Genomic DNA, 22,639 nt, shown 5'->3' on the forward strand with positions numbered 1-22,639 from the left:
TTTGCAAGTGGGGTTAGTTGGAATTACGGGGTACGCGGGGATGGTTCTTTATCAGCTCTTACGTCAACACTCGGAAGTTAGCGGAATCAATCTATATGATCATAAATTAACGCGCAATCAGCCGTTAAATGAAGTAGTGCCATCGTTCTTCACAGATCAGACGCCGGTGCAGCCATACTCAGACCAAGCGGTGATGGCGGATAACCAGATGGTATTTTTTGCCACTTCTGCAGGGGTAACGTCCAAGTTGAGTCAACCGTATCTGGATGCCAAATTTCCGGTGATCGACCTTTCGGGGGATTTGCGGCTTAACGACGTGGATGAGTATCAACGCTGGTACCACAAGGATTCTGCCCCAGCTTCCGATCTTCAGCAGGCGCATTATGGGTTGGCAGACTTTGAATCGGCCGAAGATAAAACCTACGTGGCCAATCCAGGTTGTTATGCGACTGCTACCTTATTGGGGCTGGCGCCGTTGGTTCAACAGGACCTCATTGATTTGGACAGCATTATTGTTGATGCCAAATCAGGAACGTCCGGAGCCGGTAAACACCCGGCAGCCTCAACTCACTTCACCCAAGCCAACGACAACTTGCAAATTTACAAGCCAAATCAACATCAGCACATCCCAGAAATTGTGATGACGTTAAAAAGTTGGAATAAGCAGGTCAAGGCGATCCAATTTATGACCACCCTAATTCCGATTACCAGAGGGATTATGAGTACGATATACGTCAAGGTTAAACCGGGAATTGATGGGGCAATGATTGACCAAGTCTACCAAGACACATATGGGCATAAACCATTTGTGAACTACACCGGAACTCAGCTGCCCGACATTAAGCAAGTCGTCGGCACCAATAATTGCAACATCGGCGTAGTTTACAATCCGGTGACTCAAACGGTGATGGTAGACAGTGTGATTGATAATTTATTAAAAGGCGCTGCCGGACAGGCGGTTCAAAACTTTAATCAGATGTTTAAGTTTGAAGAAACAAGTGAATTGGAACTGACACCGTTCCTACCATAAAAGGAGAGATTGAGATGCAGGTAGATAGTGAAGATGAAATTGAAGTCAGTCCGTTTGATTGGCCAAAGGGGTTTTACAGTGATTCGACTCACGCGGGACTCAAGCCGGATGGCGATGATATGGGTTGGATTTATTCAGAAGTGCCGGCTGAAGCGGCTGGGGTTTATACAACCAACCAATTTCAAGCGGCTCCAACCACCCTTACCAAACAAACGATTAACCTCAATTATCAACTCCAAGCCGTCGTGATGAACAGTGGCAATGCCAATTCATGTAACGGCGAACAGGGGATTTCCGATGCCGAAATGATGCAACAAATGGTTGCTGATCGATTGCAGATTCAAGCCAACTTGGTGGGAATCGCTTCAACCGGTGTGATTGGCGAACCACTGCCAATGGCTAAAATTAAGGCGGGAATTTCCGAACTGAAATTAACCAAGAATGTCGGCCTTACCAAGGCAATTTTGACCACGGATACGCATCCAAAGACGATGACGGTAAAGTGCGTGATTAACGATCAGCCGGTCACAATTACCGGATTTTGTAAGGGGTCTGGGATGATTCATCCGAATATGGCGACCATGCTTGGATTTGTGACCACGGATGCCGTCATTTCCGGCTCGCAGCTTCAGCAATTACTCAGTCATACCGTTGATGAAACCTTTAATCAGATTACGGTGGATGGCGACACGTCAACCAATGACATGGTCGTGGTGATGGCAAATGGGCAGGCACACAACCAGCCTTTAACCGACACCAACCCAGATTATTCGACCTTTGCAGTCGCCTTTGAAACAGTATTGGCCCACTTGGCTAAAGAAATTGCCGGTGACGGTGAAGGGGCTTCTAAGTTAGTTGAGGTTAACGTCAAAGGCGCACTTAATCATTTGGAGGGTCAACAAGTTGCCAAAGCCATTGTCGGCTCCAATCTGGTTAAAGCGATGATCTTTGGTGAAGATGGTAACTGGGGCAGAATCATGCAGGCAATCGGTCAAACCGACGCCCACGTTGACATTGACGGCGTCAGCGTCTCGATTAACGGCATCCAGCTGGTTAAAAACAGCATGGGGACCGGAATTGATGACGCCGAAGTTTCAGCAACCTTAAAAAACAAAGTGGTCACGATCGACGTTGACCTGAATGCCGGCTCTGCAGCCGGAACGGCCTGGGGCTGTGATCTGACTTATAAGTACGTGCAAATCAACGCATCATATCGAAGCTAGGAGGTGAAGGACATGAGTCAAATTATTGTGATTAAAATTGGCGGCAACGCGACGAATCATCTATCGGAAGAATTTTATCAACAGCTGCACAAATGGCGTGAAGCTGGCAAACAGATCCTGATAGTCCATGGCGGCGGCCCACAAATTTCTGCTTGGAGCGAAAAGTTGGACTTAGCGGTTCAAAAAATTGACGGCATCCGGGTGACGGACCAACAAACACTTCAGGTGACCCAAGCCGTCCTGTTGGGATTGGTTCAACCAGCCCTGTGTCAGCACTTGATGGCTCATGGCCTGCCAGTTGTCGGCATGAATGCGATGGGTCAGCCGGTTGCTTATGGTGAGTATTTAGACCAAGCCGTTTATGGTGAGGTAGGAAAAGTAACCGCCATTAACCAGGATTACATTCAAAACCAGTTGCAAAACGGCATTGGCGTCTGTGCGCCGATAGCAATTTCAAAATCGGGCCAAACGCTAAACGTTAACGGTGATGTCGCTGCAGCAGCGATTGCGCGGCTGTTAGAAGCTGAAAAGTTGTATCTGGTAACCGACGTCCCAGGTGTGATGGTTAATCGGCACGTCTTAAATAAGCTGACACCGCAAGAGGCGGATCAGTTGCTCGAGACGCAAGTCATTAAAGCTGGAATGAAGCCAAAAATCAAAGCCGCATTTGACGCGCTCAAACACGGTGTTAAAGAAGTCGAAATCACGAATGAATTGCAACATTCCGGAACTAATTTATCAGTTGAACAATTCGCAATTTAAAGGAGATTGATATAATGAAGCATATTTTTCCAACTTATGCCCAGTACCCGATGGAAATTGTGTCGGGACACGACTGGCATTTAGTTGATAGTGATCAGAAAACATATTTGGATTTTACCAGTGGAATTGGTGTGTGCAGCTTTGGCTACAGCAATGATTGGATTGAACAAAGTGTCTTAAATCAACTGGGGAAAATTTGGCATACCTCGAATTTGTATCCCAGCCAGCTGCAGGATGACGTGGCAAAGCAACTGTGTCCGGAAGGGATGCTGGCCTTTTTCTGCAACTCAGGGACCGAAGCAAATGAAGCGGCGTTTAAATTAGCCCGAAAAGCCAGTGGTAAGGGCCACATCTTAGCGTTTAACAATGGCTTTCACGGTCGTACATATGGCTCGATGTCGCTGACCGGCAATCCGGATATTCAAGCCGGCTTTCAACCATTGGTGCCAGACGTCAGCTTTGCGGACTATAACGATTTCAAAGCCTTAGACGGGATTACAGATGACTTGGCAGCCGTGATTCTTGAAGTAATCCAGGGAGAAGGTGGGGTTGTTTCCGGTGATCCCAAGTGGCTGCAGGCAATCAATCAAAAGTGCCACGAAAAAGGGGTTCTCTTGATTATCGATGAGGTACAGACTGGAATCGGCCGAACGGGAATGAAGTTTGCCTACCAAAACTTTGATTTGGACCCTGATATCATTACCTGTGCCAAAGCTTTGGGAAATGGGCTGCCAATCGGGGCAATGCTTGGTAAAAAAGCGTTGGCAGCCGCTTTTGGACCTGGGACTCACGGAACGACCTTTGGCGGCAATAAGATTGCGTTATCGTCCGCCAAGGCAGTTCTTGAACAGCTGACCCCAGAATTCCTGGATCAGGTGCAACAGAAGTCTAAAGCGGTGTTTGAAGTCATCGAGAAAAAGATTGCACCACTTTCAGTCGTCGACGGCATCAGTGGCATGGGCCTGATGATCGGGATTCATTTGAACCCGGCAATTCAGGTGGAGAATGTCATTGCCGAGCTGCAGAGCCAGGGACTACTGACCTTGTCCGCCAAACACAATACGCTGCGCCTATTGCCACCACTGGTAATGAGCAAGGCTGATTTGCTGGCAGGAATTGACAAAATTTACGAGGTGCTGGCGATGGTTTCATCGACAGTTGAATCATAGCGAAAAAGAAAAGGGGCTGTTGGCAAAACATTAGTTTTGCCAAACAGCCCCTAAGTGGATACTAAGCTTATTTAAATTTAACGGCCGTGCCATAAGCGGCAACTGACTGCATGTCAGCACCAATTGAGCCGGAATCAAACCGCATCATGACAACGGCGTCGGCGCCCATTTTGATGGCGTTATCTCTTAGCCGATCAACGGAAACGTTACGGGCTTCATCCAACATCTTGGTGTAGTCCTTGATTTCGCCACCAACGATGTTCTTCAGTCCGGCACCGATGTTTCGAACGACGTTTTTGGATTGAGTGGTTAATCCGAAGACTTCGCTAATCACTTCATAGTCCTTTCCAGGGATGTGTTCCGTCGTTGTGATGATAAAATGATCTTCAGCCATAATCAGTTCCTCCAATTTTTATTAATGAACTCGTAATCATTATAGCTTAAATGATTTTCCATGCAAATTCAATTAATGTTGGTAAAAGAAAACCCGCCAAACCGAAGTTCGACGGGATGCATTTGTGTGACGCTAAATGTGGTTTAGAAAAGATCGTCATCACCATGCAATAAATATTATAACGTGCTTTGAGATGATTTGAAAGCAAAAATGTAACCGCTATTTTGAAACAGTTTCTGAAACTTTGGCTTCTTTTTCCTGAGCTGCTTGAGCCAAGATGTTCAAGTAGTTGAATGGTCGGTCAAATTGTGGCTGGAATAACATATCAACCATAGCCAAATCGTCAATTGTGTTGCGATTTTGGATACATACAGAAAGCGTGTTAGCTGATTGCGAAACGTCGTAGGTACTCAACAGTGAACCACCAAGAATTCTTCTTGAGTCTGGATCATAAACCAATGACATCAAGACAGGTTCAGTTGATGGCATGAACTCTGGACGGTAGTTGTCTTTAACAATGACTTCGTGCGCGTTAACACCCTGCTCTTTGGCAGCGGCCATGGTTAATCCAGTGGAAACGATGGTCTTATCATACAGCTTCAAACCTGATGACGATTGCGTTCCCATGTACTTAACAGTTGGCTTGTCGATGTTCTTACCCACCAGGATTCCTTGACGAACCGCGTTGGTTGCCAGTGGAATGTAAGCTAAGCTTGAAGTTGGGTTGTAATGAACCGCAACACTGTCACCGGCACCATAGATGTCTGGATCAGAAGTTTGCATGTATTCATTGGTAATTAAAGCACCATTTTCAGTCATGGCTAATTTGCCCTTGAATAACGCAGTGTTAGGACGGAAACCAACACACATCACAACCAAATCGGTTTCAAATGAACCCTTGGTGGTCGTCACAGTCACAGTGTCATCACCGGAAATTTCAGTTACCTGTTGGTCTAAACCAAGGGTAACGCCATGGTCGGTGAAGTCTTTTTCAACGACATCAGTAAACTGTTTGTCGAAATATTTGCTCATGATGCGGTCGGCACCATCAAGCAAAGTAACGTCGTGACCCTTTGTGTTGTATGCTTCTGCCAACTCGGCACCGATGTAGCCTGCACCAACGATGGTAATGCGTTTCTTAGATGGGGCAGTTTCAAATAATTTCTGGGCGTGATTCCAGTTCTTGCAAAGGTTGACGTTCTTGTTGTCGATTCCTTTGATTGGTGGGATAACTGGCCATGAGCCGGTTGTGACAACTAATTTGTCGTAAGTGTCTTCAAAGCTGTTGTTGTTTTCAAGATCAACGACTTCAATGGTTTTAGCTGAAGGGTCAACGTTTTTAACTTCGTGGTTCATCTTAACGTTGGCACCTAGTTTTTTAAGTTCGTCTGGGCTAGAATAGAACAAGCCTTGCGGATCCTTTACATGTCCCCCGAGATATAAGGCGATTCCGCATGAGAGAAATGAAATGTTGTCGTTCTTCTCATAAACAGTTACCTCAGCATCTGGATGTTCTCCTAAAATCGTTTTAATAGCGAAGGTGCCTGCATGGGTACAACCAATCACTGCAATTTTCATATTAACTTCTCCTTTTGAATAATAAAAGATTCACAAGCGATGCTTGTACTTACATATTACAAGTTATGCAAACGATGTCAACCCCTTGACAATGCGGTTTATCGGTTTTGAAATGTGAATCACATACCGGAAGTGCTGCTCCTTCGGCGTTTACACAGTGCACAAAACAGTTGTACGCAATACAAAAATATTTTTTTCTGGAGGCCATTTTGAAATTTTCTTGGATAACTAAAAGAGACGACCCAAAGACGTTAAAAAAGTTTTTAAATGCTCAAGGCATTAGTCACAGGATGTACCGGCGACTCAAGACGAATGGCGGCGAGTTTTTGGTTAACAATCGAGAAGTTGACGGCACAGTTTCACTCCACGACGGCGATCGAATAGAAGTGATCATGCCGGATGAAGTTAGCGACCCAAACGTGGCGGTCAGTGACGGGCCAATCGTTGTGGTTTTTGAAGATGCCAATTGGCTGGTCGTCGACAAACAAGCTGGGTTGACCGTTGTCCCCGGACCGGCTAATCGTGAAGATACACTGGTTAACCGAATTAAGGGGCACTTAATCACGGAAAGGGCGACAGATTTAGTGCCCCACATTATCACCCGCTTGGATCGGTTTACCAGCGGCTTGGTATTAGTTGCCAAGCACCAGTTGGCTAATAGTTTGGCAAATGAATTATTGGCCGCTAAGACCTTGCATAAACGCTACCAGGCAGTTGTGTCAGGAACGGGGCTTAAAGCCCATGGCATGATTGACAAACCGATTGCTAAAGATCCGGAAGGGTTCGGTCAACTGATTGACGACCAGGGGAAATCAGCTCAAACGGAGTACTGGGTTCGCGGTGAGTTCGTTGATCGAACCTTGGTAGATGTTGTGCTGCATACTGGCCGCACCCACCAGATTCGGGTGCACTTTGCGTCCATCGGTCACCCTTTGTTGGGGGATGCACTGTACCACGGTCCGATGGATGAGGGCATTTCCAGGCAGGCACTGCATGCCACGGAACTGCAGTTTGTCGATCCGTTTTCCACAAAAGAATTTAAGTTTGAATCCCAGCTGCCTGCCGACATATTACAGGTAGTACATTAGAAGGATACTCATATTGTTCATTACTGAACATTGATGGAATAACGAATAGAAAACTTATAATCATTATAAATTAGAATTTGATGAAAACGGTGTCAATTTCGTTGCCTTTTTGCCAGCTTCTGTTATGATGTACCTATCAACTGAAGGAGGAGACTAGATATGTCTACCAATGGTGAATCGGATCAGACGGTTCAAAAAATTATTGCTGAAATAGAAACTAATTTATCTGTATTATCATGGATGAAGGCCGCAGAGGATAACAAGGAAGCTCAAGAACATATTCGCGCATTAAAGGCTGCTTTGTCGAAAGCAAAATCAGATTTAATTAAGGCATAATGTTCCACGCTTTGGTTAGGCACTAGTTTTAGACGACTAATAAATGATTTGAAAATACCGTCTTACTGATATAATGATCAGGAAGACGGTATTTTTTTGTGAAAACGAATTTTTTTGATACATGAAAGTGACATTAAGCTCAAAATGATGGAGAAAGGACCGATAACATGCCAGAATTAAAAACAGCGATTTGCTTCATTGACCACCGCGAGCACATGCAGATTGATGGTCGATTTTTAAAAGACTTGGAACCTGCGACGCGAAACCTGATTAAAGGGGATTATCCAAAAGCCAAAGTAACGGATTTCATTTGTGATCACGACCTGCTGAAGTACCAGCTGATGAGAGTTGACGGAATGGTGAATTCCGATGTTAAACAAACCAAAAAAATCAATCGCCGGCTAACCAAGGCGATGCAAAGTGATGATTATGATATTGTCGACGTTAACGACAACTTAGCCAAGAGTTTGACGTTTGGGCAAAAAGTCTCTGACGCCGTTGCCCGTTTTGGCGGGAGTTGGGGATTCATCTTTGCCTTCACCTTCGTGCTGGTGTCGTGGATGTGTATCAATGCACTGCACTTGTTTGGCCTGCACTTTGATCCGTATCCATTTATTTTGCTGAACCTGGCTCTGAGCTGTATTGCGGCGATTCAGGCCCCAATTATCATGATGAGCCAAAACCGGGCTGCCGACCGTGATCGGATGAGTTCTGAAAACGATTATCACGTGAATCAAAAATCCGAGCACGAATTGAGAATCCTCCATGCAAAGCTCGATAATTTGACGCAAAATCAGCTGCCACATTCATTAGAGATTCAGAAGCTGGAAATCGAAATCCTTGGCCAAATCCGCACCGAGCTTGATATGCTGCAGCGAAATCAAATGGGTAACCCGAAGAATGACCTGAATGAAAACGCCTCGCAAGAAAATGAAAACGAGTCTGAAAATAAAACGGATTAAATCCCCTGATTTTGACAATTAATGAAAACTTCAGTAATATGTTAGATAACACATACTGAATGTTCATTTATTAGGAGGATTTTTTTGATAACCGTTAGAGAAGCACAACAGGATGACGCTGGTCAGATAGCGCCGTTAATTGATATTATTTTTGATGAAATGGAACTCGATGAATTAGAAGACGTTCCCGAACCTGGATTAGCCAAGGTCATCACGAGGGCTTACCAGACAGATACTTATCTGTCGAGTAAGGCATCCACCGTGGTGGCCGAGGCCAATGGCCAAGTTGTTGGGGTCGTCTTTGGATATCCCAGCGAAAATGAGGACGATATTAATAACGTCCTGATCAATTTATCAAAAAAGAGTGCTGATTTTAAAGCCCCATACATTCCCGATTCCGAGACCAATTCCGATGAGTGGTACTTGGATTCAATTGCCGTCGATCCTGACTGGCAGGGCCATGGGATTGGCAGCAAGCTGCTTGCTGCTGTTCCCAGAATGGCTTTAAATGATGGGAAGTCTGTGATCGGTTTGAATGTGGATTTTGAAAATCCGGAAGCAAAGAAATTATATGAACGAAAAGGATTCAAAACTGTTGGCACCCAGATGATTGGGGACCATTTGTATGAGCATATGCAAAAGGCGGTTAAGCAACCAAGTCTGTTATATGTATAACTTTAGAAAGTGGCTGGAATTTTTCATTCCAGCTTCTTTTTTGCTTTCCGGCTATTCGACTTGCACAAATCAATAAGGACAAGTAAGATTGTTTTTGCATGATTTTCTCGAAATTAATTCTACAAAAAGGGGATTCATATGGAAGACAATATTAAGCTCGGCAATCCAGTTTTTGACAAAATGATGTTTGTCCTGGACAAGCCGGTTAACGAACAGAACCACCGCGACTATCGGTTCGATAATGAAGAATTGGTGGAGATCAGCGATGGCATTTGGGCAATGCCCGCGTACATGAAGGATGACGATGATTTCAGCATGTTCTTCATTATTACTGAGATTGATGACGGCCACACAGTGTTGGCATTCTCTACCGGCGAAAAGAAAGGCGAACAATTTTCTTTAAGCAATCCAATCATTACTGGAGAAGCCCTTAATATGCTGGTGAAGCACGATAAAGACCGAGCGGCGTCAATTCTGCACTTCTTAGATCAAATCTCGAAAGCCGATGAAGGCAACTGGCGGATGGTCGAATAAAGTTTTCCTTGCGTTTTATAGCAGGGCTGTTAAACTAACATTTGGTTTGAAATTAAACGAATTTGGGAGTTACTGTTATGAAACTTACATTGAATGAAACGGCTGCAAAATTTGATGTTGCGCCAGCCGTGATTGACGATTATATCAAAAACGGTTTGGTCCCAAGCAGAGCCCAGACAGCTGATGACATTGCCTTTGATGAAACGGATATGTACTGGGTTGAAATGGCTCATTGCTTTATTGAGAACGGTTCGTCGGTCGAAGATGTTAAAGAGCTGATTAAACGTTGCAAGATATAGGATAAAGTTATTGTTAAACCCCGAATGGAATGATATTCTAATCACAAGGGGTATTGGCGCTCTTGAGTCATTAATTAGATGATCGTTTGTATACTGTTAGATTGCACAAGTAATGTGACAAAAGAGTTCCATCGTGCGAATAAAAGCACTTTGAGTATTCGGTTATAAACCGGATCAGTATTCGAGTATGAACGAAGTGATATTTGATTAAAACCATTAGAGTCGCCGATTCCCCTTAGAAAGGGCCAGTGCAATTGCGCTGGTCTTTTTCTTTTGACAATTGATGTGAAAGCGTTGTCAAGAGCTGCAGATCATGCTATATTGTGGGAAATGACCGAATAACGAAGCAGATAACAAGCAAAGAAGGGGTTAGTATGGCAAAAGTGTTAATCGTGATTGCACGGCCAGAAAGTGAAAAATCACGGACGTTAAAGGTACTTAAAGTGTTTCTTGATGCGTATGTCAAGAATCATCCTCACGATACGTTGGAATACCTGGACTTGTACAAATCGAATTTTCCGGAACTAGATGCCGACATTCTTTCTGCCTGGGATCAATTGGGCGAAGGAACCCCGTTTAGCGACTTAAGTTCTTCACAACAGCTAAAAGTTGAAGAATTCAACGCCTCGACAGAGCAGTTTCTGGCAGCCGATAAGCTGGTCATTGCCAATCCGATGTGGAATTTGATGATTCCGACCAAGCTCAAGGCCTGGATTGATACAATTGTGGTTGCCGGAAAAACGTTCAGGTACACCGAAACAGCGCCAATTGCACTGACGAGCGGCAAGAAGGCAATTCATATTCAAGCAGCTGGCGGCAAATACAATAATCAGGATTTTGGCACCCAGTACGTGAAGACCATGTTGAATTTCATTGGTGTCGAGTCAGTCGAAAAAATTTCGATTGAAGGCATGGACCACGCACCAGAACAGGCTGAAGAAATCGTCAGCAATGCCGAAGACGACGCCAGGAGAGCTGCAAAGACATTTTAACGTGAATCATTTCAACAGAAGCGTGCGAGTTTTTCACACGCTTTTTCTGTTCTATTTTTCTGGCAACCTAAACATTTTGTTTAGGGCTATGGAAATTTTCATCAACTAATGCAATAATAATACTAGATTGGAGTGATTAATTGATGGCAGAACAAAATCATGATCACGAAGAATTGGCCGGCTCCAAGTTCTTTTGGGTGACCGTGCTAAACGTTGTTATTACGATTGCAGAATTTGTCGGCGGGGCGTTATCAGGGAGTCTTTCATTAATTTCAGATGCGTTTCATAATGCCGGCGATTCTGTTTCGATTGTTTTCAGTTATGCTGCAAGCCGTATCAGTCGGCGAAAGCAAAATGCGCGGAACACCTTTGGCTACAAACGAGCTGAAATTATTGCGGCATTCCTGAACTCAATCGCACTTGCCCTTATTTGTGTCTTTTTGATTGTTGAAGCGGCTAAACGAATTACTGACCCGCAACCCATCAATGGAAATTTGATGTTAACGATTGCGGTCATTGGTTTGGCTGCCAATTTATTGTCAGCGTTCTTACTCAATTCAGGTTCTAAAAGCAGCTTGAACATGAAGGCCACTTATTTACATATTCTGAGTGATGCCTTATCATCAATTGCAATTATTTTCGGTGGAATTTTAATTGATTTGTATAATTGGACACTGGCTGATCCGATTGTCACTGTCCTTGTGGCGGTTTACATTTTCTACGAATCAATTCCAATTATTCGCCAAACATTCCGGATTTTGATGCAGGGAGCCCCCAACTTGGACTATGATCAAATCAAGCGTGACCTGCTGCAAATCGACGGCGTATTCTCTGTTCATCACGTTCATGCCTGGATGATCGATGAAAATAATTTAATTTTTTCAGCCCACGTTAATATGCACGATATGAAACTGAGTGACGCCCAACCGATTTATTCTGAAATCAGTAAGGTACTCAAAGAAAAGTACCACATGTGTCACGTTACTATTCAAGCTGAAACGACTCGTGGCGAAAACGAAGACATTATTTATGATCGCGGAAATGACATTCCATAAAATATAGGAGATTTTGAGCTTAATGACCCCAATGAAAGAGGACTATTTAAAAATTATATTTGAACTTGGCGGCGCCGATAAGTTAATCAGCAATAAGCAAATTGCAATTAGCTTAAACATTGCGGCTGGTTCGGTGACTGAAATGGTTAATAAGATGGTCGATGAGAAGCTGGTGACCCATGAACCTTATTCCGGTGTTCAACTAACTGCTAAGGGTAAGCGCTACGCTGAAGAATTAGTTCGAAAGCACAGAATTTGGGAAACCTTTCTTGTTAACACGCTTCACTATGATATTTCCGATGTTCACGATGAAGCTGAACTCTTGGAACACGTGACCTCAGACAAGATGATTGATCATTTGGATGACTTTTTAGGCAATCCCAAACGCTGTCCGCACGGTGGTGTGATTCCAGATCGCAATGGCAATTACCATCCCGATCATGATAAAATTCTCACGGAAGCCAAAGACGGTGAAGAGGTCATCGTCAACCGCTTTATAGACAATCACGATCTGCTTACCTTATTGGGAGACATTAAGCTTGATATCGGCGACAAACTAAAGATCGTCTCCCACGATCCGTTTGAAGGGTCGGTCACGGTCAAAAATTTGACCGATAAGAAGAACTTGGTAATTGGTTATAAAACGGCCCACTACGTTTTTGTGAGGTGATCGCATGGCAGATACAGCTACCAGGCAGGAGAATTACGACCACTTGGTACTAAACACCTGCGTTTTAGCAGGAAGAATCATGATTGAATCCGGTTCTGAAATGTCGCGGGTAAACGACACGATTATGCGGATTGCCAAAAATGCCGGGTTGAAGGATGCGCAGGTCTACGCGACTTTAACCGGAATTATCATGTCCGGTGGCGTTAAGGAAGTCGGTGCCGAAGTCGGGTCGATCGATAAACGGGCTTTTGATATGGAAAAAGTGGCTAAGGTCAATGAATTATCACGGGCCTATGCCGCCAAAAAAATTGATATCTACGAATTCCGTGACGACCTTGTCCACATTGATGACTTGGTGGCCACGTTCCCGTTATGGCTTCAAACGCTGGGGGCCGGATTGGTCAGCGGAACGCTGGTCGTTGTGTTTCAAAACAACCTGCCTGATTTTTGGATTACGTTTATCGTCGGCATGTTCGGCTGGGCAGTTTATTATTTTTTGAATATCTACATTCAGATACGCTTTTTGAGCGAGTTCCTGGCGGCGGTCGTAGTTGGTGCCCTAGCGTTGCTGTCGATTAAGTGGGGCCTGGGCGTTCACGCGGATGATATTATCATTGGTGGAATTATGCCGCTGGTTCCGGGAATTCCACTGACCAATGCCGTTCGGGATGCCTTATCGGGCAACTTGATCAGTGGGCCGGCCAGAGGAATTGAAGCGTTGATCAGTGCTTGTGCGTTGGGATTTGGCGTTGCAATTGCGCTACACTTCTTTTGAGGGATTCAAATGAATTTATTTATCATTAAATGTATTTGTGTATATTTTTCTGGAATTGGCTTTGGCCTGATCGTCAATTTGCCGCACCGGGCACTAAATGTCGCGGGTATCACCGCCACGTTGAGTTGGCTGGTCTACTACGCGATTATCAATACGTGGGGCGGATTAGGCGCCGCCAACTTTTTCGGTGGCCTAACGATTGGGTTGGTGTCCGTCATCATCGCCCATCTCAAGAAGATGCCCAGCATTTTATTTGACGTGCCGGGATTAGTGCCATTGGTTCCTGGCGGCCAGGCTTATAACACCATCAAGAACTTTGCCATGGGAAATTACCAAGTAGCGTTCAACTACCTTTCCGAAGTGGTCTGGATTGCCGGCTCAATTGCGTTGGGATTCATTGTGGCAGAGCTGATCAACAAAATTCGAATTAAACTTAAATATGCAACACGGTTGAGGAATCGATAGGATTCCTTTTTTTATGGCCAATTTTGACATACTGATTGACAAATTTTTGACGAGGTGTAATATTTGTCTTGGATAATATTATACGACATATAATATTGTGGAGGTGACAATATGGCGATTCAAATAAGTACAGAATTACTGGATGGCTGCGTGCTGGGAATTTTAAACCAGCAGGACTACTACGGCTATGCGCTCACCCAGAAGGTTCAAGAATCAGTTTCAGTTTCAGAATCGACGATGTATCCGGTGCTTCGGCGATTGAAGAAAAATGATTTATTGACAACCTACGATGAGCCTTACCAGGGACGAAACCGGAGATATTACAAGATTACACCCGAGGGACAACGCCAATTTGGCATCATTCAACGCGAGTGGGAAGAATTCAAAAAAGGAATTGACAAGATGATAGGAGATGGTCAGGATGAATGATTACATTGCGGAATTTCGGGCGTTGTTGGGCCAACTGAGTGAGGATGAACGAGCTGAAGCCGTTGACTTTTATCAGGAGTATCTCCAAGACGGTGGCTTTGAAACATACGATGACTGTGTCCGCGAACTTGGAACGCCGCATCAATTGGCTCGAAAAGTGTTGGCAGATTACTCGATTCGAACGATGGAAGCGCCCAGCGGCAATCAGACAAGAGGCAGCAAGCCAAAGAATGATGTCAAAACAATCTGGCTGATTATTTTGGCAATTGTGTCGACTCCGGTCACAATTCCGTTGGCACTTGGGTTGGCGGGATTATTTGTCGCAGCGATTGCAGTTGTTGGGTCCCTAATTGTGGCTGTCATAGCAGTATTTGTGGCCATCATTACTTTAGGTGTTGTTGGACTTGTCGTCGGTCTTGGAACCATATTTACATCGTTTTGGAGCGGAATCTTCTACTTGGGGATCGCCTTAATTGTTGCAGGACTCCTTGTTATGCTGTTCCCTGCGTTCAAGTGGCTGATTAACGAATTGATTCGCGGCATTACGCTATTTTCAAAATGGATTTATAACAAAATCGTGCCGAAAAATCGGGCAGAACAAAACAGAAAGGGTGATCAACAATGAAAAAAACAGTTGTAATTGGATTAGTTGTGACACTTTTAGGCGTTGTCCTGTTTTCGATCGGCCTTGGGCACGGTGGCGCTAAAACCGTTTATTGGGATCACGGCTTTACGACAGAGTCGTATGCGCACGTGGATTCTCACCAGACAAGCTCCCAATACGATGGGATTAAAAACTTTGACCTTTCAACAGACAGTCCGGTTCAAATTAAAAAGGGCGATGTTTCAAAGGTCGAAGTGACATACCCCAGTGCGACTAAGATTACGAAATCGGGAGATACGCTGCATTTCGTTCTGAAATTACCACAACGCCGCCATTCAGTGATTGTGTTTGGCAGCGATTTTCAGCGGCCTTCAAAAAGTGTTGGAAAAACGGTCATCACGGTCCCTCAGGATACCGAAATTGGAACGATTACCAGTAACGTATCGGATTCTATTTCTGTCCATAATCTGACAATCAAAACAATTACGTCCAGTGGGGTTGGCGATATTACTCTGGACCACGTTGTTACAAAAGGGAACTTAAATCTTGATAATACAGGTGACACGACGCTTTCACATAGTCGATTTCCAAATGCCAAGTTAGACGTTGGGGCCGGAGATGTGACATTAACGTCGAATACGTTCAAGACCATGAACGTTAAAACCGGCGCGGGTGATATTGATTTCAACCAGCAAAACGTTGCTGAGAGCTTTACCGCTAAGAGTTATGTTGGCGACATTGACGGCAAGATTGCCAGAAATAAAAAGACCCAAGTTTCCGTCAGCGCTGATGTTGGTGATGTTTCGGTCTTTGGCAGTTCACATAAGAAGCAGATTCTTAGTTCAGTTAAACATCCGGTGATCTATAAATTTACCAGTGACGTCGGTGATGTCGACATTCACTAATACAAATAACAAAAGCGTCCCAAGATTAAAAATCTTGAGGCGCTTTCTCGTATAAAGGTATTTTTATCGCATAATGCCTAAAACAAAACTAATCCCTAAAATAACCAACACAATTGTCGTGATGACAACGTATAAATGATCGCCTTCACGGTAAAATGAGTAAATCGAGACGGCAACTCGCAGGACTGGCGTTAAGATCAGGCAGAAGATCCCCAGCATCATGATTGCGTATGGCTTTAACTGGGCAATACCAGCCCAGATGTTGGTGAAATCAGTTGGAAAGGCGTTGTGAGGATAACCACCGTTTCCTTTGACGATGAGCAGCACCAAGCCGATGATCATGATCGTTGCCGAGACGATGACGCCCAAGCGAAGAATTTTGCCAATCACCAATTCGACGTCGGCCATTTCTTCTTTGATTTCTTGCTCATTGGAATTTTTAGCCATCTTATCTCAGCCCCTTCATGAACATTTCAATTCCGATATAAAATAAAATTGGCACGAAAATCATTCGAATTGATCGCGCGGACATATCACGCACAATTCGGGAACCACCACGGGCACCCACTAGAATGCCCAGTGCCAGGGGAACGGCAATCATTGGTTTGATTGAGCCGTTAAAGAAGTAAACCGTCGCACTGGCCGCTGCGGTAACCCCCATCATCAGGTTACTTGTAGAAGTTGACGGCTTCAATGGCATTTTCATGACCGTATCCATGGCGATCACCTTGAACGCGCCTGACCCAATTCCCAGAAGGCCACTGGCAATGCCGGCACCGTACATCACGGCAAGACCGCCGGGAATGTGTTCCACCTGATAATCGATCTGTTTACCTTCAACATTGTCGAAATAAGTGCTGTCCAGACGAAATTTGGCCGACAGGTTATCTGGATGAGCACGGTGTAGTACCTCTTGGTGGCTGATCAACTTGCGGATCATGTTATAACCTGAGAACAACAGGAGTAATCCAAAAAGTATGTATAGGTATTTTGGATCGATGACACCGGTCAGTAGGGCACCGCTCAGGGCCCCCAACGTGGTCGCAATTTCCAGAAACATGGCAACCCGTAAGTTCAGCACCTTGTCGCGCAGATACGCAATCGTGGCACCAGAACTGGTGGCAATCACGGCCACAATACTGGCCCCAATTGCATATTTGATGTCAACGCCCATTAACAACGTCAATATTGGTGTGAGAATGATGCCACCACCAAGTCCAAGGATTGCACCGGCAAATCCAGCAAACACCCCGATGGCAATCATGATTAATGCGTAATTTATCAAGTCTTTTCCTCCCCTTCGAATATCTAACAACTCAAAAGATTATACACTTTCTGTAAATAATTAAAAGATGACAAAGAATTTTCAGAAATAAAATCGAATTTCTGATTTGTGATATACTCGAATTTGATTAATACATACGAGAGGATTGTTAAAATGATGTATGGAAACGAAGACTACATGCTGATGCAGCGGGATCCAAACCGGCTGGTCAAGCTGATTGTTGCAGTATGTTTTACGGTACTGCTGGCAGTCTCTGTGGGATTTAACTTTGATTATCTGCAATTTTTAGATTCAATTTTTACCACTGCCGTTCAGGGATCAGCGCCGACACAAGGCCTGGAACACTTCTACGGAATGGTCACGTTTTTAGCGAGCCCCAAGATGGATATCTTCTGGGTGTTTATCGCAGCGTTTTTCTTATGGGGGTTCAAATATAAAGTGCCGGCACTGTGGGCTTTATTTACAATTGGCGGCGGTGATGTGATCGGTGCAATTGTTAAGCAACTGGTCCGACGTCACCGGCCACCGCTTCACTTGGGTGTTGATAATGGCTATAGTTTTCCAAGCGGTCATGTTCTTGGATTTTTCTTAGTAGCCGGCATTTTGTGGGTTATTGTCATCCCATTGATTCAACACGCGTCCATTCGGTTCATCGTTAAAGCATTGCTGGTTGTCGTGCTCATTTGTGTCATGCTTTCGAGAATTTACTTGAATGCCCATTATCCCACCGATACGGTTGGGGCATGTCTGGTTGGCTACTCATGGTTGTTGATTTCAGAAATGCTGTACGCCAGTTACGCGCCACAAGTCGCAAGATACCGGTTCGTGGTCAATACAAAGATATAAATGTCAATGTGGGGCAAAAAGCGGTTAGCTTCCAGAGTTTAGGAGAATGTTGATGATATCCCGCGTTTGGATATTTGAGTCGTTCTTGTACACGCTGGGGCCAAAATCCTTTCGTCCCATTTTTACTGAGGAGGAAGGACGATGCAGTTGCCGATTGCAACCGAACGGACAATGATCACCACAGTCAGTCCAGCTGATTTGGCTGCTTATGAAGCATTGATTACCATTCCAGAAGTCGCTGACGGAGCCGGATTTAATTTGTTGAGCAACCAGGCAATGCTGTCTGAGGTTGCCAAAGGCCAGCTGAAGCATCCTGGGACTTTTGGCGTTCGAATGGACGGTCGACTGATTGGGTCCATTTTATTGTTTGATAAGGTGAGCCGAAGCGGGCTTCCCGATTCGAAAAACTTGGAAGTCAGTTATTTTCTTCACCCGGATTTTTGGCGGAAAGGCATCATGACCGAGGCACTGACTCAGTTAATGACCGCGCTTCAAGCTGACGGTAAAATCAGGTCGATTAGTGCAGAGGTGTTTGTCGATAACGTGGGTTCAATTGCCCTTCTGGAAAGGGTTGGCTTCAGCCGCGTCGCCAAAATAGTGGACCCGATTGTGGGTAAGCCGAAGTTGATTTACCACTTGTCTTTTGACTAGTCAAAAGGGGCTGTGGTTTGTCAATTTGGGTCAATTGAGTTACAATTTTTATTGTCTGAAAGTTTAAAACTAAATTAATCGATATATTCGAGTAGAGGCGCATTCATTATAAGTATATTTCAGGAACTTGAAGGAAGTTATGACTGAAGTAAAAAGGGATGAGTGCCGAAACAATCAATCGCCTTCCGGTTGGTTGTTGGGCCCTAACTTAAGAGGTTAGGGACTGTCGTGGCAGATACCGCGGGGAGCTATCAAGATGTTGAGAAACGTAACGGTCTCTTTCAATATTTTGAAAGGGATTTTTTTGTAGATTTAGTGAATGGATTTAACTATAAGTAATGGGAGACGAAGAAATGAACGAAAACGAGAGCGAAGAATCAAACGGGCAGGTTAAGAGAGGTTTGAAGGCTCGCCATGTTTCAATGATTGCCCTTGGAGGTTGTATCGGAACCGGATTATTTGTTGCCAGTGGATCAGCGATTAGCCAGGCGGGGCCAGGAGGCGCTCTGACAGCCTATATTCTGATGGGCCTCATGGTGTACTTCCTGATGACCAGCTTAGGCGAAATGGCCACGAATATGCCAATTTCAGGGTCATTTGCGGCCTACTCATCCAAATATGTTGATCCGGCCCTGGGATTTGCCATGGGTTGGAACTATTGGTTTAACTGGGCAATTACCGTTGCGGTGGACATTAGTACCGCCGCATTGGTGATGAAATTCTGGCTGCCAAACGTTCCGGCGTGGATCTGGAGCGCGATTGCATTAGTGGTTATTTTCCTAATTAATGCCATGTCGGTCAGCACGTTTGGTGAAACGGAGTTCTGGATGTCGGCGATTAAAGTCGTCACAATCATCATTTTCCTGATTGTGGGGGCGTTGACCATCTTTGGCATTATGGGCGGACATTTTGTTGGAATGCGGAATTTCTCAATCAAACAAGCGCCGTTTGTGGGGGGATTTCCGGCGATTCTAAGTGTGTTCGTGGTTGCCGGGTTCTCATTTCAAGGAACGGAGCTGGTGGGAATTACCGCTGGTGAATCCCAAGATCCCGAGCACAGTGTCCCAAAGGCGATTAACGAAGTCTTTTGGCGGATTATCTTGTTCTATATTCTAACGATCTTTGTGATTGCAGCCATTATTCCTTATACCAGCCACTCACTGTTGGGCTCCAGTGCGACGGATATTGCGATTAGTCCGTTCACGTTGGTCTTCCAGCGAGCAGGTCTGGCTGCAGCGGCCAGTGTGATGAACGCAGTTATTTTGACATCGGTTATTTCATCGGCCAACTCTGGAATGTATGCCTCGACTCGAATGATGTATTCCTTATCCAACAGTGGATATGCGCCTAAAAAGCTGGGTGAAACCGCCGCAAATGGGATTCCGTATTATTCACTACTGGTGACGACATTTGTTTCACTGTTGACGTTTATTTCCAGTATTGCCGGTCCTAAAATTTACATGTGGTTGGTGGCGGCCTCTGGTTTGACTGGCTTTATCGCCTGGTTTGGAATTGCAATTTCACATTTCCGCTTTAGACGGGCATTTGTCAAACAAGGCCACAGTATCAGCGAACTCAAGTACCATGCCAAGCTGTTCCCATTTGGCCCGGTTTTATGCTTAATCTTGTGTATCTTGGTGATCGTCGGTCAAAATCCCCAAGCTTTCATGAACTTTGATTGGAAGCAGATTTTGGTGACCTACATGAGTGTGCCACTGGTTCTGGTTTTATACTTTTGGTACAAAATTAAGCACCACACGAAAATCATTCCTTTAGATGAGGTAGACGTTTCCCCATCGCATAAAGATCAAAATCTTTCCGAACTTAACGAGAAGTAATATATCAACACCAAATTGGTCTATCAAACTAGATAGGCCAATTTTTTATTATTTTATCGGTATTTTGCTTGATATTTCGCCTTGATATTTGGTACACTCTTACCAATTGGTATATTTAAAATATGAGGTGGACTAAATATGAAAAAATTAATTTCCAAAGGTAAATTTGAACGAATGAATAAAGTTTCCAATGATCAGCATATGATCGATGCTTTGGCGTTAGATCAACGTGGATCACTTGTTAAGTCGATGAAAACGGCATCCGAAAAATACGGTAAGCTTTTCAGTATGACGATGGTTTACGATTTTAAGGAAATTGTTTCAGAGATCTTAAGCCCATTGAGTTCAGCGGTTCTGTTGGACGATCAAATGGGGTTTAAAGGAATTCAGGCAAAGGCCAAAGATACCGGTCTGATCATGTCATATGAAAAGACCGGCTACGATGCCGACACTCCCGGCAGATTACCCAGTTTAATTCCGGACCAGTCCGCCCAGATTATGGTCGAAAAGGGCGCCGATGCCCTTAAAGTGTTGGTTTACTACAATCCCAATGACCCTGATGAGGTTAATGACGTTAAAAAAGCCTTTGCACAACGTTATGGGACCGAGGGTGTGGCAGCCGAAACGCCAACTTTCTTTGAAATTGTGACCTATGATGACCGTTATGACAGCAAGTCACTGGAGTTTGCCAAGATTAAGCCTGAGCTGGTTTTGAAATCGATGAAGGAATTTACGCAGGATAAGTACCACATTGATGTTTTGAAAATGGAAATTCCATTCAACCCAACTTTTGTTGAGGGATGGGGTGACGGTGACGAGTTTGCTTATACAGAAGCCCAAGCCAAAGCCTATCTCAAGCAATTAAGCGATGAAGCAACCCGGCCATTTATTTTCTTGAGTGCCGGTGTCCCAACCCCTGTTTTCCAGCGTGAGCTTAAGCTGGCTGGAGAAGCTGGCGCCAAATTTAACGGTGTCTTGAGTGGCCGGGCAACTTGGCTCGAAGGTGTCGACATTTATATTCGTGACGGTAAGGACGGGTTAACAGATTGGCTCAAACGCAAGGGGACCCGAAACGTGACTGAATTGACACAAATTTTGTCTGAGAACGCCACTCCTTGGTACGAGGCATACGGCGGTTTGGATAACATTGAAGTCGTTGACATATCGAATTTACAATAATTTACACAATATGTTGCACCACCTCCGCCTAACTAGTACAATATGTAGCGTTGATAAAAATATTGTGCGAAGTATTCACTGCACGCTGAAACGTTAGGGGAATTAACATGCTTGTATTAGCTGGAACAATTGGTGCCGGAAAGACGTCTTTGACTCGAATGTTGTCAGAACATCTCGGAACACCCGCATATTACGAATCTGTTGAACACAATCAAATTCTGCCGCTGTTTTATAAGGATCCTAAAAAGTACGCTTTCTTATTACAGATTGACTTTTTGAACCGGCGGATGGCTGATATCAAAAAAGCTTGGCAAAATAGTGAGAGTGTTTTGGATCGTTCAATTTTTGAGGATTCATTGCTCTTCCATTTGAATGCCGATTTGGGTCGGGCAACCGAAACGGAAGTCAGCATCTACGACTCACTGCTTCAAAATATGATGCAGGAAATGCCGCACATGGACCACAGCAAGAATCCCGACTTATTAATCCACATCAATATTTCGTTTGAAACGATGTTGAAGCGGATTGAAAAGCGCGGTCGGTCGTTTGAACAAATTGATAATGACCCGGATCTCTACCAATACTATAAAGATTTGAACACCCGCTACCAGCAGTGGTATCAAGATTACGACAAATCGCCTAAGATTCAAATTGATGGCGATCAGTACGACTTTGTCGAAAATGATGCGGATAAACACAAGGTCATCGACATGATCGATGCCAAAGTTGAGCAGTTGGCGATTTAGTTTTTGACGTGACCTTGTGATTTATGGCTTGATTGGTTATAATCGAACTCAGATAAAACGTTTTGTGCCTATTAAGTAGATTTCAGAGAGACAGTGGTTGGTGGGAACTGTCATCGAATATTCCAGCACAAGAAAACGGGCAGGTAATG

The 22,639-nt window shown here is 44.5% G+C and carries 27 protein-coding genes and 1 riboswitch; of the genes, 23 read left to right on the forward strand and 4 right to left on the reverse strand.

Annotated features, from left to right (window positions below):
• The first annotated feature begins 1 nt into the window (after nucleotide 1).
• The 4 genes from argC to FC51_RS04525 are packed head-to-tail and all read left to right on the forward strand — an operon-like array spanning nucleotide 2 to nucleotide 4,184.
• Complete coding sequence (gene argC / locus FC51_RS04510) at nucleotides 2-1,030, forward strand: N-acetyl-gamma-glutamyl-phosphate reductase (protein WP_057910980.1); 1,029 nt, start codon at nucleotides 2-4, stop codon at nucleotides 1,028-1,030.
• A 14-nt stretch (nucleotides 1,031-1,044) separates the two neighbouring features.
• A complete protein-coding gene (argJ, locus tag FC51_RS04515) occupies nucleotides 1,045-2,253 on the forward strand; it encodes a bifunctional glutamate N-acetyltransferase/amino-acid acetyltransferase ArgJ (protein WP_057910981.1) in 1,209 nt (402 codons plus the stop codon).
• 12 nt (nucleotides 2,254-2,265) lie between these two features.
• A complete protein-coding gene (argB, locus tag FC51_RS04520) occupies nucleotides 2,266-3,015 on the forward strand; it encodes an acetylglutamate kinase (protein WP_057910982.1) in 750 nt (249 codons plus the stop codon).
• Nucleotides 3,016-3,029: 14 nt separating this feature from the next.
• Nucleotides 3,030-4,184 carry an acetylornithine transaminase gene (locus FC51_RS04525; protein WP_057910983.1) on the forward strand — a complete coding sequence of 385 codons (1,155 nt, stop codon included), beginning with the start codon at nucleotides 3,030-3,032 and terminating at the stop codon, nucleotides 4,182-4,184.
• A gap of 67 nt (nucleotides 4,185-4,251) precedes the next feature.
• Here FC51_RS04525 and FC51_RS04530 read toward each other — a convergent pair whose 3' ends face one another.
• Both FC51_RS04530 and FC51_RS04535 read right to left on the reverse strand, forming a co-directional pair.
• A complete protein-coding gene (locus FC51_RS04530; RefSeq protein ID WP_057910984.1) occupies nucleotides 4,252-4,578 on the reverse strand; it encodes a heavy metal-binding domain-containing protein in 327 nt (108 codons plus the stop codon).
• A gap of 219 nt (nucleotides 4,579-4,797) precedes the next feature.
• The gene (locus FC51_RS04535) at nucleotides 4,798-6,156 is read right to left on the reverse strand and encodes an FAD-dependent oxidoreductase (protein WP_057910985.1); all 1,359 of its coding nucleotides are present in this window, start codon (nucleotides 6,154-6,156) and stop codon (nucleotides 4,798-4,800) included.
• Nucleotides 6,157-6,365: 209 nt separating this feature from the next.
• Here FC51_RS04535 and FC51_RS04540 point away from each other — a divergent pair, with 209 nt between their 5' ends.
• The 14 genes from FC51_RS04540 to FC51_RS04600 all read left to right on the forward strand — a co-directional run bounded on the left by FC51_RS04540 (nucleotide 6,366) and on the right by FC51_RS04600 (nucleotide 15,945).
• Nucleotides 6,366-7,244: an RluA family pseudouridine synthase gene (locus FC51_RS04540; RefSeq protein WP_057910986.1), complete on the forward strand. Its 879-nt coding sequence runs from the start codon at nucleotides 6,366-6,368 to the stop codon at nucleotides 7,242-7,244.
• A 159-nt stretch (nucleotides 7,245-7,403) separates the two neighbouring features.
• Nucleotides 7,404-7,580: a hypothetical protein gene (locus tag FC51_RS12425; protein WP_167547571.1), complete on the forward strand. Its 177-nt coding sequence runs from the start codon at nucleotides 7,404-7,406 to the stop codon at nucleotides 7,578-7,580.
• Between the two features lie 167 nt (nucleotides 7,581-7,747).
• Complete coding sequence (locus tag FC51_RS04545) at nucleotides 7,748-8,542, forward strand: DUF1003 domain-containing protein (RefSeq protein ID WP_057910987.1); 795 nt, start codon at nucleotides 7,748-7,750, stop codon at nucleotides 8,540-8,542.
• 84 nt (nucleotides 8,543-8,626) lie between these two features.
• A complete protein-coding gene (locus tag FC51_RS04550) occupies nucleotides 8,627-9,217 on the forward strand; it encodes a GNAT family N-acetyltransferase (protein WP_057910988.1) in 591 nt (196 codons plus the stop codon).
• A gap of 138 nt (nucleotides 9,218-9,355) precedes the next feature.
• Nucleotides 9,356-9,751: a hypothetical protein gene (locus FC51_RS04555; protein ID WP_057910989.1), complete on the forward strand. Its 396-nt coding sequence runs from the start codon at nucleotides 9,356-9,358 to the stop codon at nucleotides 9,749-9,751.
• A 77-nt stretch (nucleotides 9,752-9,828) separates the two neighbouring features.
• Nucleotides 9,829-10,050, forward strand: a complete 222-nt coding sequence (locus tag FC51_RS04560) for a MerR family transcriptional regulator (protein WP_057910990.1) — start codon at nucleotides 9,829-9,831, stop codon at nucleotides 10,048-10,050.
• Nucleotides 10,051-10,424: 374 nt separating this feature from the next.
• A complete protein-coding gene (locus tag FC51_RS04565) occupies nucleotides 10,425-11,042 on the forward strand; it encodes an FMN-dependent NADH-azoreductase (protein ID WP_057910991.1) in 618 nt (205 codons plus the stop codon).
• 143 nt (nucleotides 11,043-11,185) lie between these two features.
• Entirely contained in the window at nucleotides 11,186-12,097 is a 912-nt protein-coding gene (locus FC51_RS04570) for a cation diffusion facilitator family transporter (RefSeq protein WP_057910992.1), read from the forward strand.
• A gap of 22 nt (nucleotides 12,098-12,119) precedes the next feature.
• Nucleotides 12,120-12,767, forward strand: coding sequence for a metal-dependent transcriptional regulator (locus FC51_RS04575; RefSeq protein ID WP_057910993.1), 648 nt, complete (start codon nucleotides 12,120-12,122; stop codon nucleotides 12,765-12,767).
• 4 nt (nucleotides 12,768-12,771) lie between these two features.
• Complete coding sequence (locus FC51_RS04580; protein ID WP_057910994.1) at nucleotides 12,772-13,542, forward strand: threonine/serine exporter family protein; 771 nt, start codon at nucleotides 12,772-12,774, stop codon at nucleotides 13,540-13,542.
• Between the two features lie 9 nt (nucleotides 13,543-13,551).
• Nucleotides 13,552-14,007 (forward strand): threonine/serine exporter family protein, encoded by a 456-nt coding sequence (locus FC51_RS04585; RefSeq protein ID WP_057910995.1) that lies wholly within the window; start codon nucleotides 13,552-13,554, stop codon nucleotides 14,005-14,007.
• A 111-nt stretch (nucleotides 14,008-14,118) separates the two neighbouring features.
• Entirely contained in the window at nucleotides 14,119-14,436 is a 318-nt protein-coding gene (locus tag FC51_RS04590) for a PadR family transcriptional regulator (RefSeq protein WP_057910996.1), read from the forward strand.
• Complete coding sequence (locus FC51_RS04595) at nucleotides 14,429-15,061, forward strand: DUF1700 domain-containing protein (protein ID WP_057910997.1); 633 nt, start codon at nucleotides 14,429-14,431, stop codon at nucleotides 15,059-15,061. The genes FC51_RS04590 and FC51_RS04595 overlap by 8 nt, the downstream gene beginning before the upstream one ends.
• Entirely contained in the window at nucleotides 15,058-15,945 is an 888-nt protein-coding gene (locus FC51_RS04600; protein WP_057910998.1) for a DUF4097 family beta strand repeat-containing protein, read from the forward strand. Before FC51_RS04595 ends, FC51_RS04600 begins: the two co-directional genes overlap by 4 nt.
• A gap of 63 nt (nucleotides 15,946-16,008) precedes the next feature.
• On the opposite strand, the gene FC51_RS04605 is transcribed toward FC51_RS04600, so the two are convergent.
• Both FC51_RS04605 and FC51_RS04610 read right to left on the reverse strand, forming a co-directional pair.
• Nucleotides 16,009-16,392 carry a DUF1634 domain-containing protein gene (locus FC51_RS04605; protein WP_057910999.1) on the reverse strand — a complete coding sequence of 128 codons (384 nt, stop codon included), beginning with the start codon at nucleotides 16,390-16,392 and terminating at the stop codon, nucleotides 16,009-16,011.
• Nucleotide 16,393: 1 nt separating this feature from the next.
• Nucleotides 16,394-17,230 carry a sulfite exporter TauE/SafE family protein gene (locus tag FC51_RS04610; protein ID WP_057911000.1) on the reverse strand — a complete coding sequence of 279 codons (837 nt, stop codon included), beginning with the start codon at nucleotides 17,228-17,230 and terminating at the stop codon, nucleotides 16,394-16,396.
• 153 nt (nucleotides 17,231-17,383) lie between these two features.
• Between FC51_RS04610 and FC51_RS04615 the strand changes: the two genes are divergently transcribed.
• The 5 genes from FC51_RS04615 (at nucleotide 17,384) to FC51_RS04635 (ending at nucleotide 22,490) form a co-directional block, all read left to right on the forward strand.
• Nucleotides 17,384-18,076 (forward strand): phosphatase PAP2 family protein, encoded by a 693-nt coding sequence (locus FC51_RS04615; RefSeq protein ID WP_225355038.1) that lies wholly within the window; start codon nucleotides 17,384-17,386, stop codon nucleotides 18,074-18,076.
• A gap of 141 nt (nucleotides 18,077-18,217) precedes the next feature.
• Nucleotides 18,218-18,727 (forward strand): GNAT family N-acetyltransferase, encoded by a 510-nt coding sequence (locus tag FC51_RS04620; RefSeq protein ID WP_057911001.1) that lies wholly within the window; start codon nucleotides 18,218-18,220, stop codon nucleotides 18,725-18,727.
• An 84-nt stretch (nucleotides 18,728-18,811) separates the two neighbouring features.
• A riboswitch (Lysine riboswitch) is annotated at nucleotides 18,812-18,986 on the forward strand.
• A 94-nt stretch (nucleotides 18,987-19,080) separates the two neighbouring features.
• On the forward strand, nucleotides 19,081-20,565 hold the full coding sequence (locus tag FC51_RS04625; RefSeq protein ID WP_057911002.1) for an amino acid permease: 1,485 nt from the start codon (nucleotides 19,081-19,083) through the stop codon (nucleotides 20,563-20,565).
• A gap of 138 nt (nucleotides 20,566-20,703) precedes the next feature.
• Nucleotides 20,704-21,744, forward strand: coding sequence for a tagatose 1,6-diphosphate aldolase (locus FC51_RS04630; protein WP_057911003.1), 1,041 nt, complete (start codon nucleotides 20,704-20,706; stop codon nucleotides 21,742-21,744).
• A gap of 107 nt (nucleotides 21,745-21,851) precedes the next feature.
• Complete coding sequence (locus FC51_RS04635) at nucleotides 21,852-22,490, forward strand: deoxynucleoside kinase (protein WP_057911004.1); 639 nt, start codon at nucleotides 21,852-21,854, stop codon at nucleotides 22,488-22,490.
• The last annotated feature ends 149 nt before the right edge of the window (nucleotides 22,491-22,639 follow it).

The organism is Lentilactobacillus parabuchneri DSM 5707 = NBRC 107865, from assembly GCF_001435315.1.
Lineage (GTDB): Bacteria > Bacillota > Bacilli > Lactobacillales > Lactobacillaceae > Lentilactobacillus > Lentilactobacillus parabuchneri.

What these genes read in the sequence shown, in the direction of transcription:
- argJ (WP_057910981.1), top strand. Translation starts at nt 1,045, where the DNA reads ATGCAGGTAGATAGTGAAGATGAAATTGAAGTCAGTCCGTTTGATTGG.
- argB (WP_057910982.1), top strand. Translation starts at nt 2,266, where the DNA reads ATGAGTCAAATTATTGTGATTAAAATTGGCGGCAACGCGACGAATCAT.
- FC51_RS04525 (WP_057910983.1), top strand. Translation starts at nt 3,030, where the DNA reads ATGAAGCATATTTTTCCAACTTATGCCCAGTACCCGATGGAAATTGTG.
- FC51_RS04530 (WP_057910984.1), bottom strand. Translation starts at nt 4,578, where the DNA reads ATGGCTGAAGATCATTTTATCATCACAACGACGGAACACATCCCTGGA.
- FC51_RS04535 (WP_057910985.1), bottom strand. Translation starts at nt 6,156, where the DNA reads ATGAAAATTGCAGTGATTGGTTGTACCCATGCAGGCACCTTCGCTATT.
- FC51_RS12425 (WP_167547571.1), top strand. Translation starts at nt 7,404, where the DNA reads ATGTCTACCAATGGTGAATCGGATCAGACGGTTCAAAAAATTATTGCT.
- FC51_RS04545 (WP_057910987.1), top strand. Translation starts at nt 7,748, where the DNA reads ATGCCAGAATTAAAAACAGCGATTTGCTTCATTGACCACCGCGAGCAC.
- FC51_RS04555 (WP_057910989.1), top strand. Translation starts at nt 9,356, where the DNA reads ATGGAAGACAATATTAAGCTCGGCAATCCAGTTTTTGACAAAATGATG.
- FC51_RS04560 (WP_057910990.1), top strand. Translation starts at nt 9,829, where the DNA reads ATGAAACTTACATTGAATGAAACGGCTGCAAAATTTGATGTTGCGCCA.
- FC51_RS04565 (WP_057910991.1), top strand. Translation starts at nt 10,425, where the DNA reads ATGGCAAAAGTGTTAATCGTGATTGCACGGCCAGAAAGTGAAAAATCA.
- FC51_RS04570 (WP_057910992.1), top strand. Translation starts at nt 11,186, where the DNA reads ATGGCAGAACAAAATCATGATCACGAAGAATTGGCCGGCTCCAAGTTC.
- FC51_RS04575 (WP_057910993.1), top strand. Translation starts at nt 12,120, where the DNA reads ATGACCCCAATGAAAGAGGACTATTTAAAAATTATATTTGAACTTGGC.
- FC51_RS04580 (WP_057910994.1), top strand. Translation starts at nt 12,772, where the DNA reads ATGGCAGATACAGCTACCAGGCAGGAGAATTACGACCACTTGGTACTA.
- FC51_RS04585 (WP_057910995.1), top strand. Translation starts at nt 13,552, where the DNA reads ATGAATTTATTTATCATTAAATGTATTTGTGTATATTTTTCTGGAATT.
- FC51_RS04590 (WP_057910996.1), top strand. Translation starts at nt 14,119, where the DNA reads ATGGCGATTCAAATAAGTACAGAATTACTGGATGGCTGCGTGCTGGGA.
- FC51_RS04595 (WP_057910997.1), top strand. Translation starts at nt 14,429, where the DNA reads ATGAATGATTACATTGCGGAATTTCGGGCGTTGTTGGGCCAACTGAGT.
- FC51_RS04600 (WP_057910998.1), top strand. Translation starts at nt 15,058, where the DNA reads ATGAAAAAAACAGTTGTAATTGGATTAGTTGTGACACTTTTAGGCGTT.
- FC51_RS04605 (WP_057910999.1), bottom strand. Translation starts at nt 16,392, where the DNA reads ATGGCTAAAAATTCCAATGAGCAAGAAATCAAAGAAGAAATGGCCGAC.
- FC51_RS04615 (WP_225355038.1), top strand. Translation starts at nt 17,384, where the DNA reads ATGATGTATGGAAACGAAGACTACATGCTGATGCAGCGGGATCCAAAC.
- FC51_RS04620 (WP_057911001.1), top strand. Translation starts at nt 18,218, where the DNA reads ATGCAGTTGCCGATTGCAACCGAACGGACAATGATCACCACAGTCAGT.
- FC51_RS04625 (WP_057911002.1), top strand. Translation starts at nt 19,081, where the DNA reads ATGAACGAAAACGAGAGCGAAGAATCAAACGGGCAGGTTAAGAGAGGT.
- FC51_RS04630 (WP_057911003.1), top strand. Translation starts at nt 20,704, where the DNA reads ATGAAAAAATTAATTTCCAAAGGTAAATTTGAACGAATGAATAAAGTT.
- FC51_RS04635 (WP_057911004.1), top strand. Translation starts at nt 21,852, where the DNA reads ATGCTTGTATTAGCTGGAACAATTGGTGCCGGAAAGACGTCTTTGACT.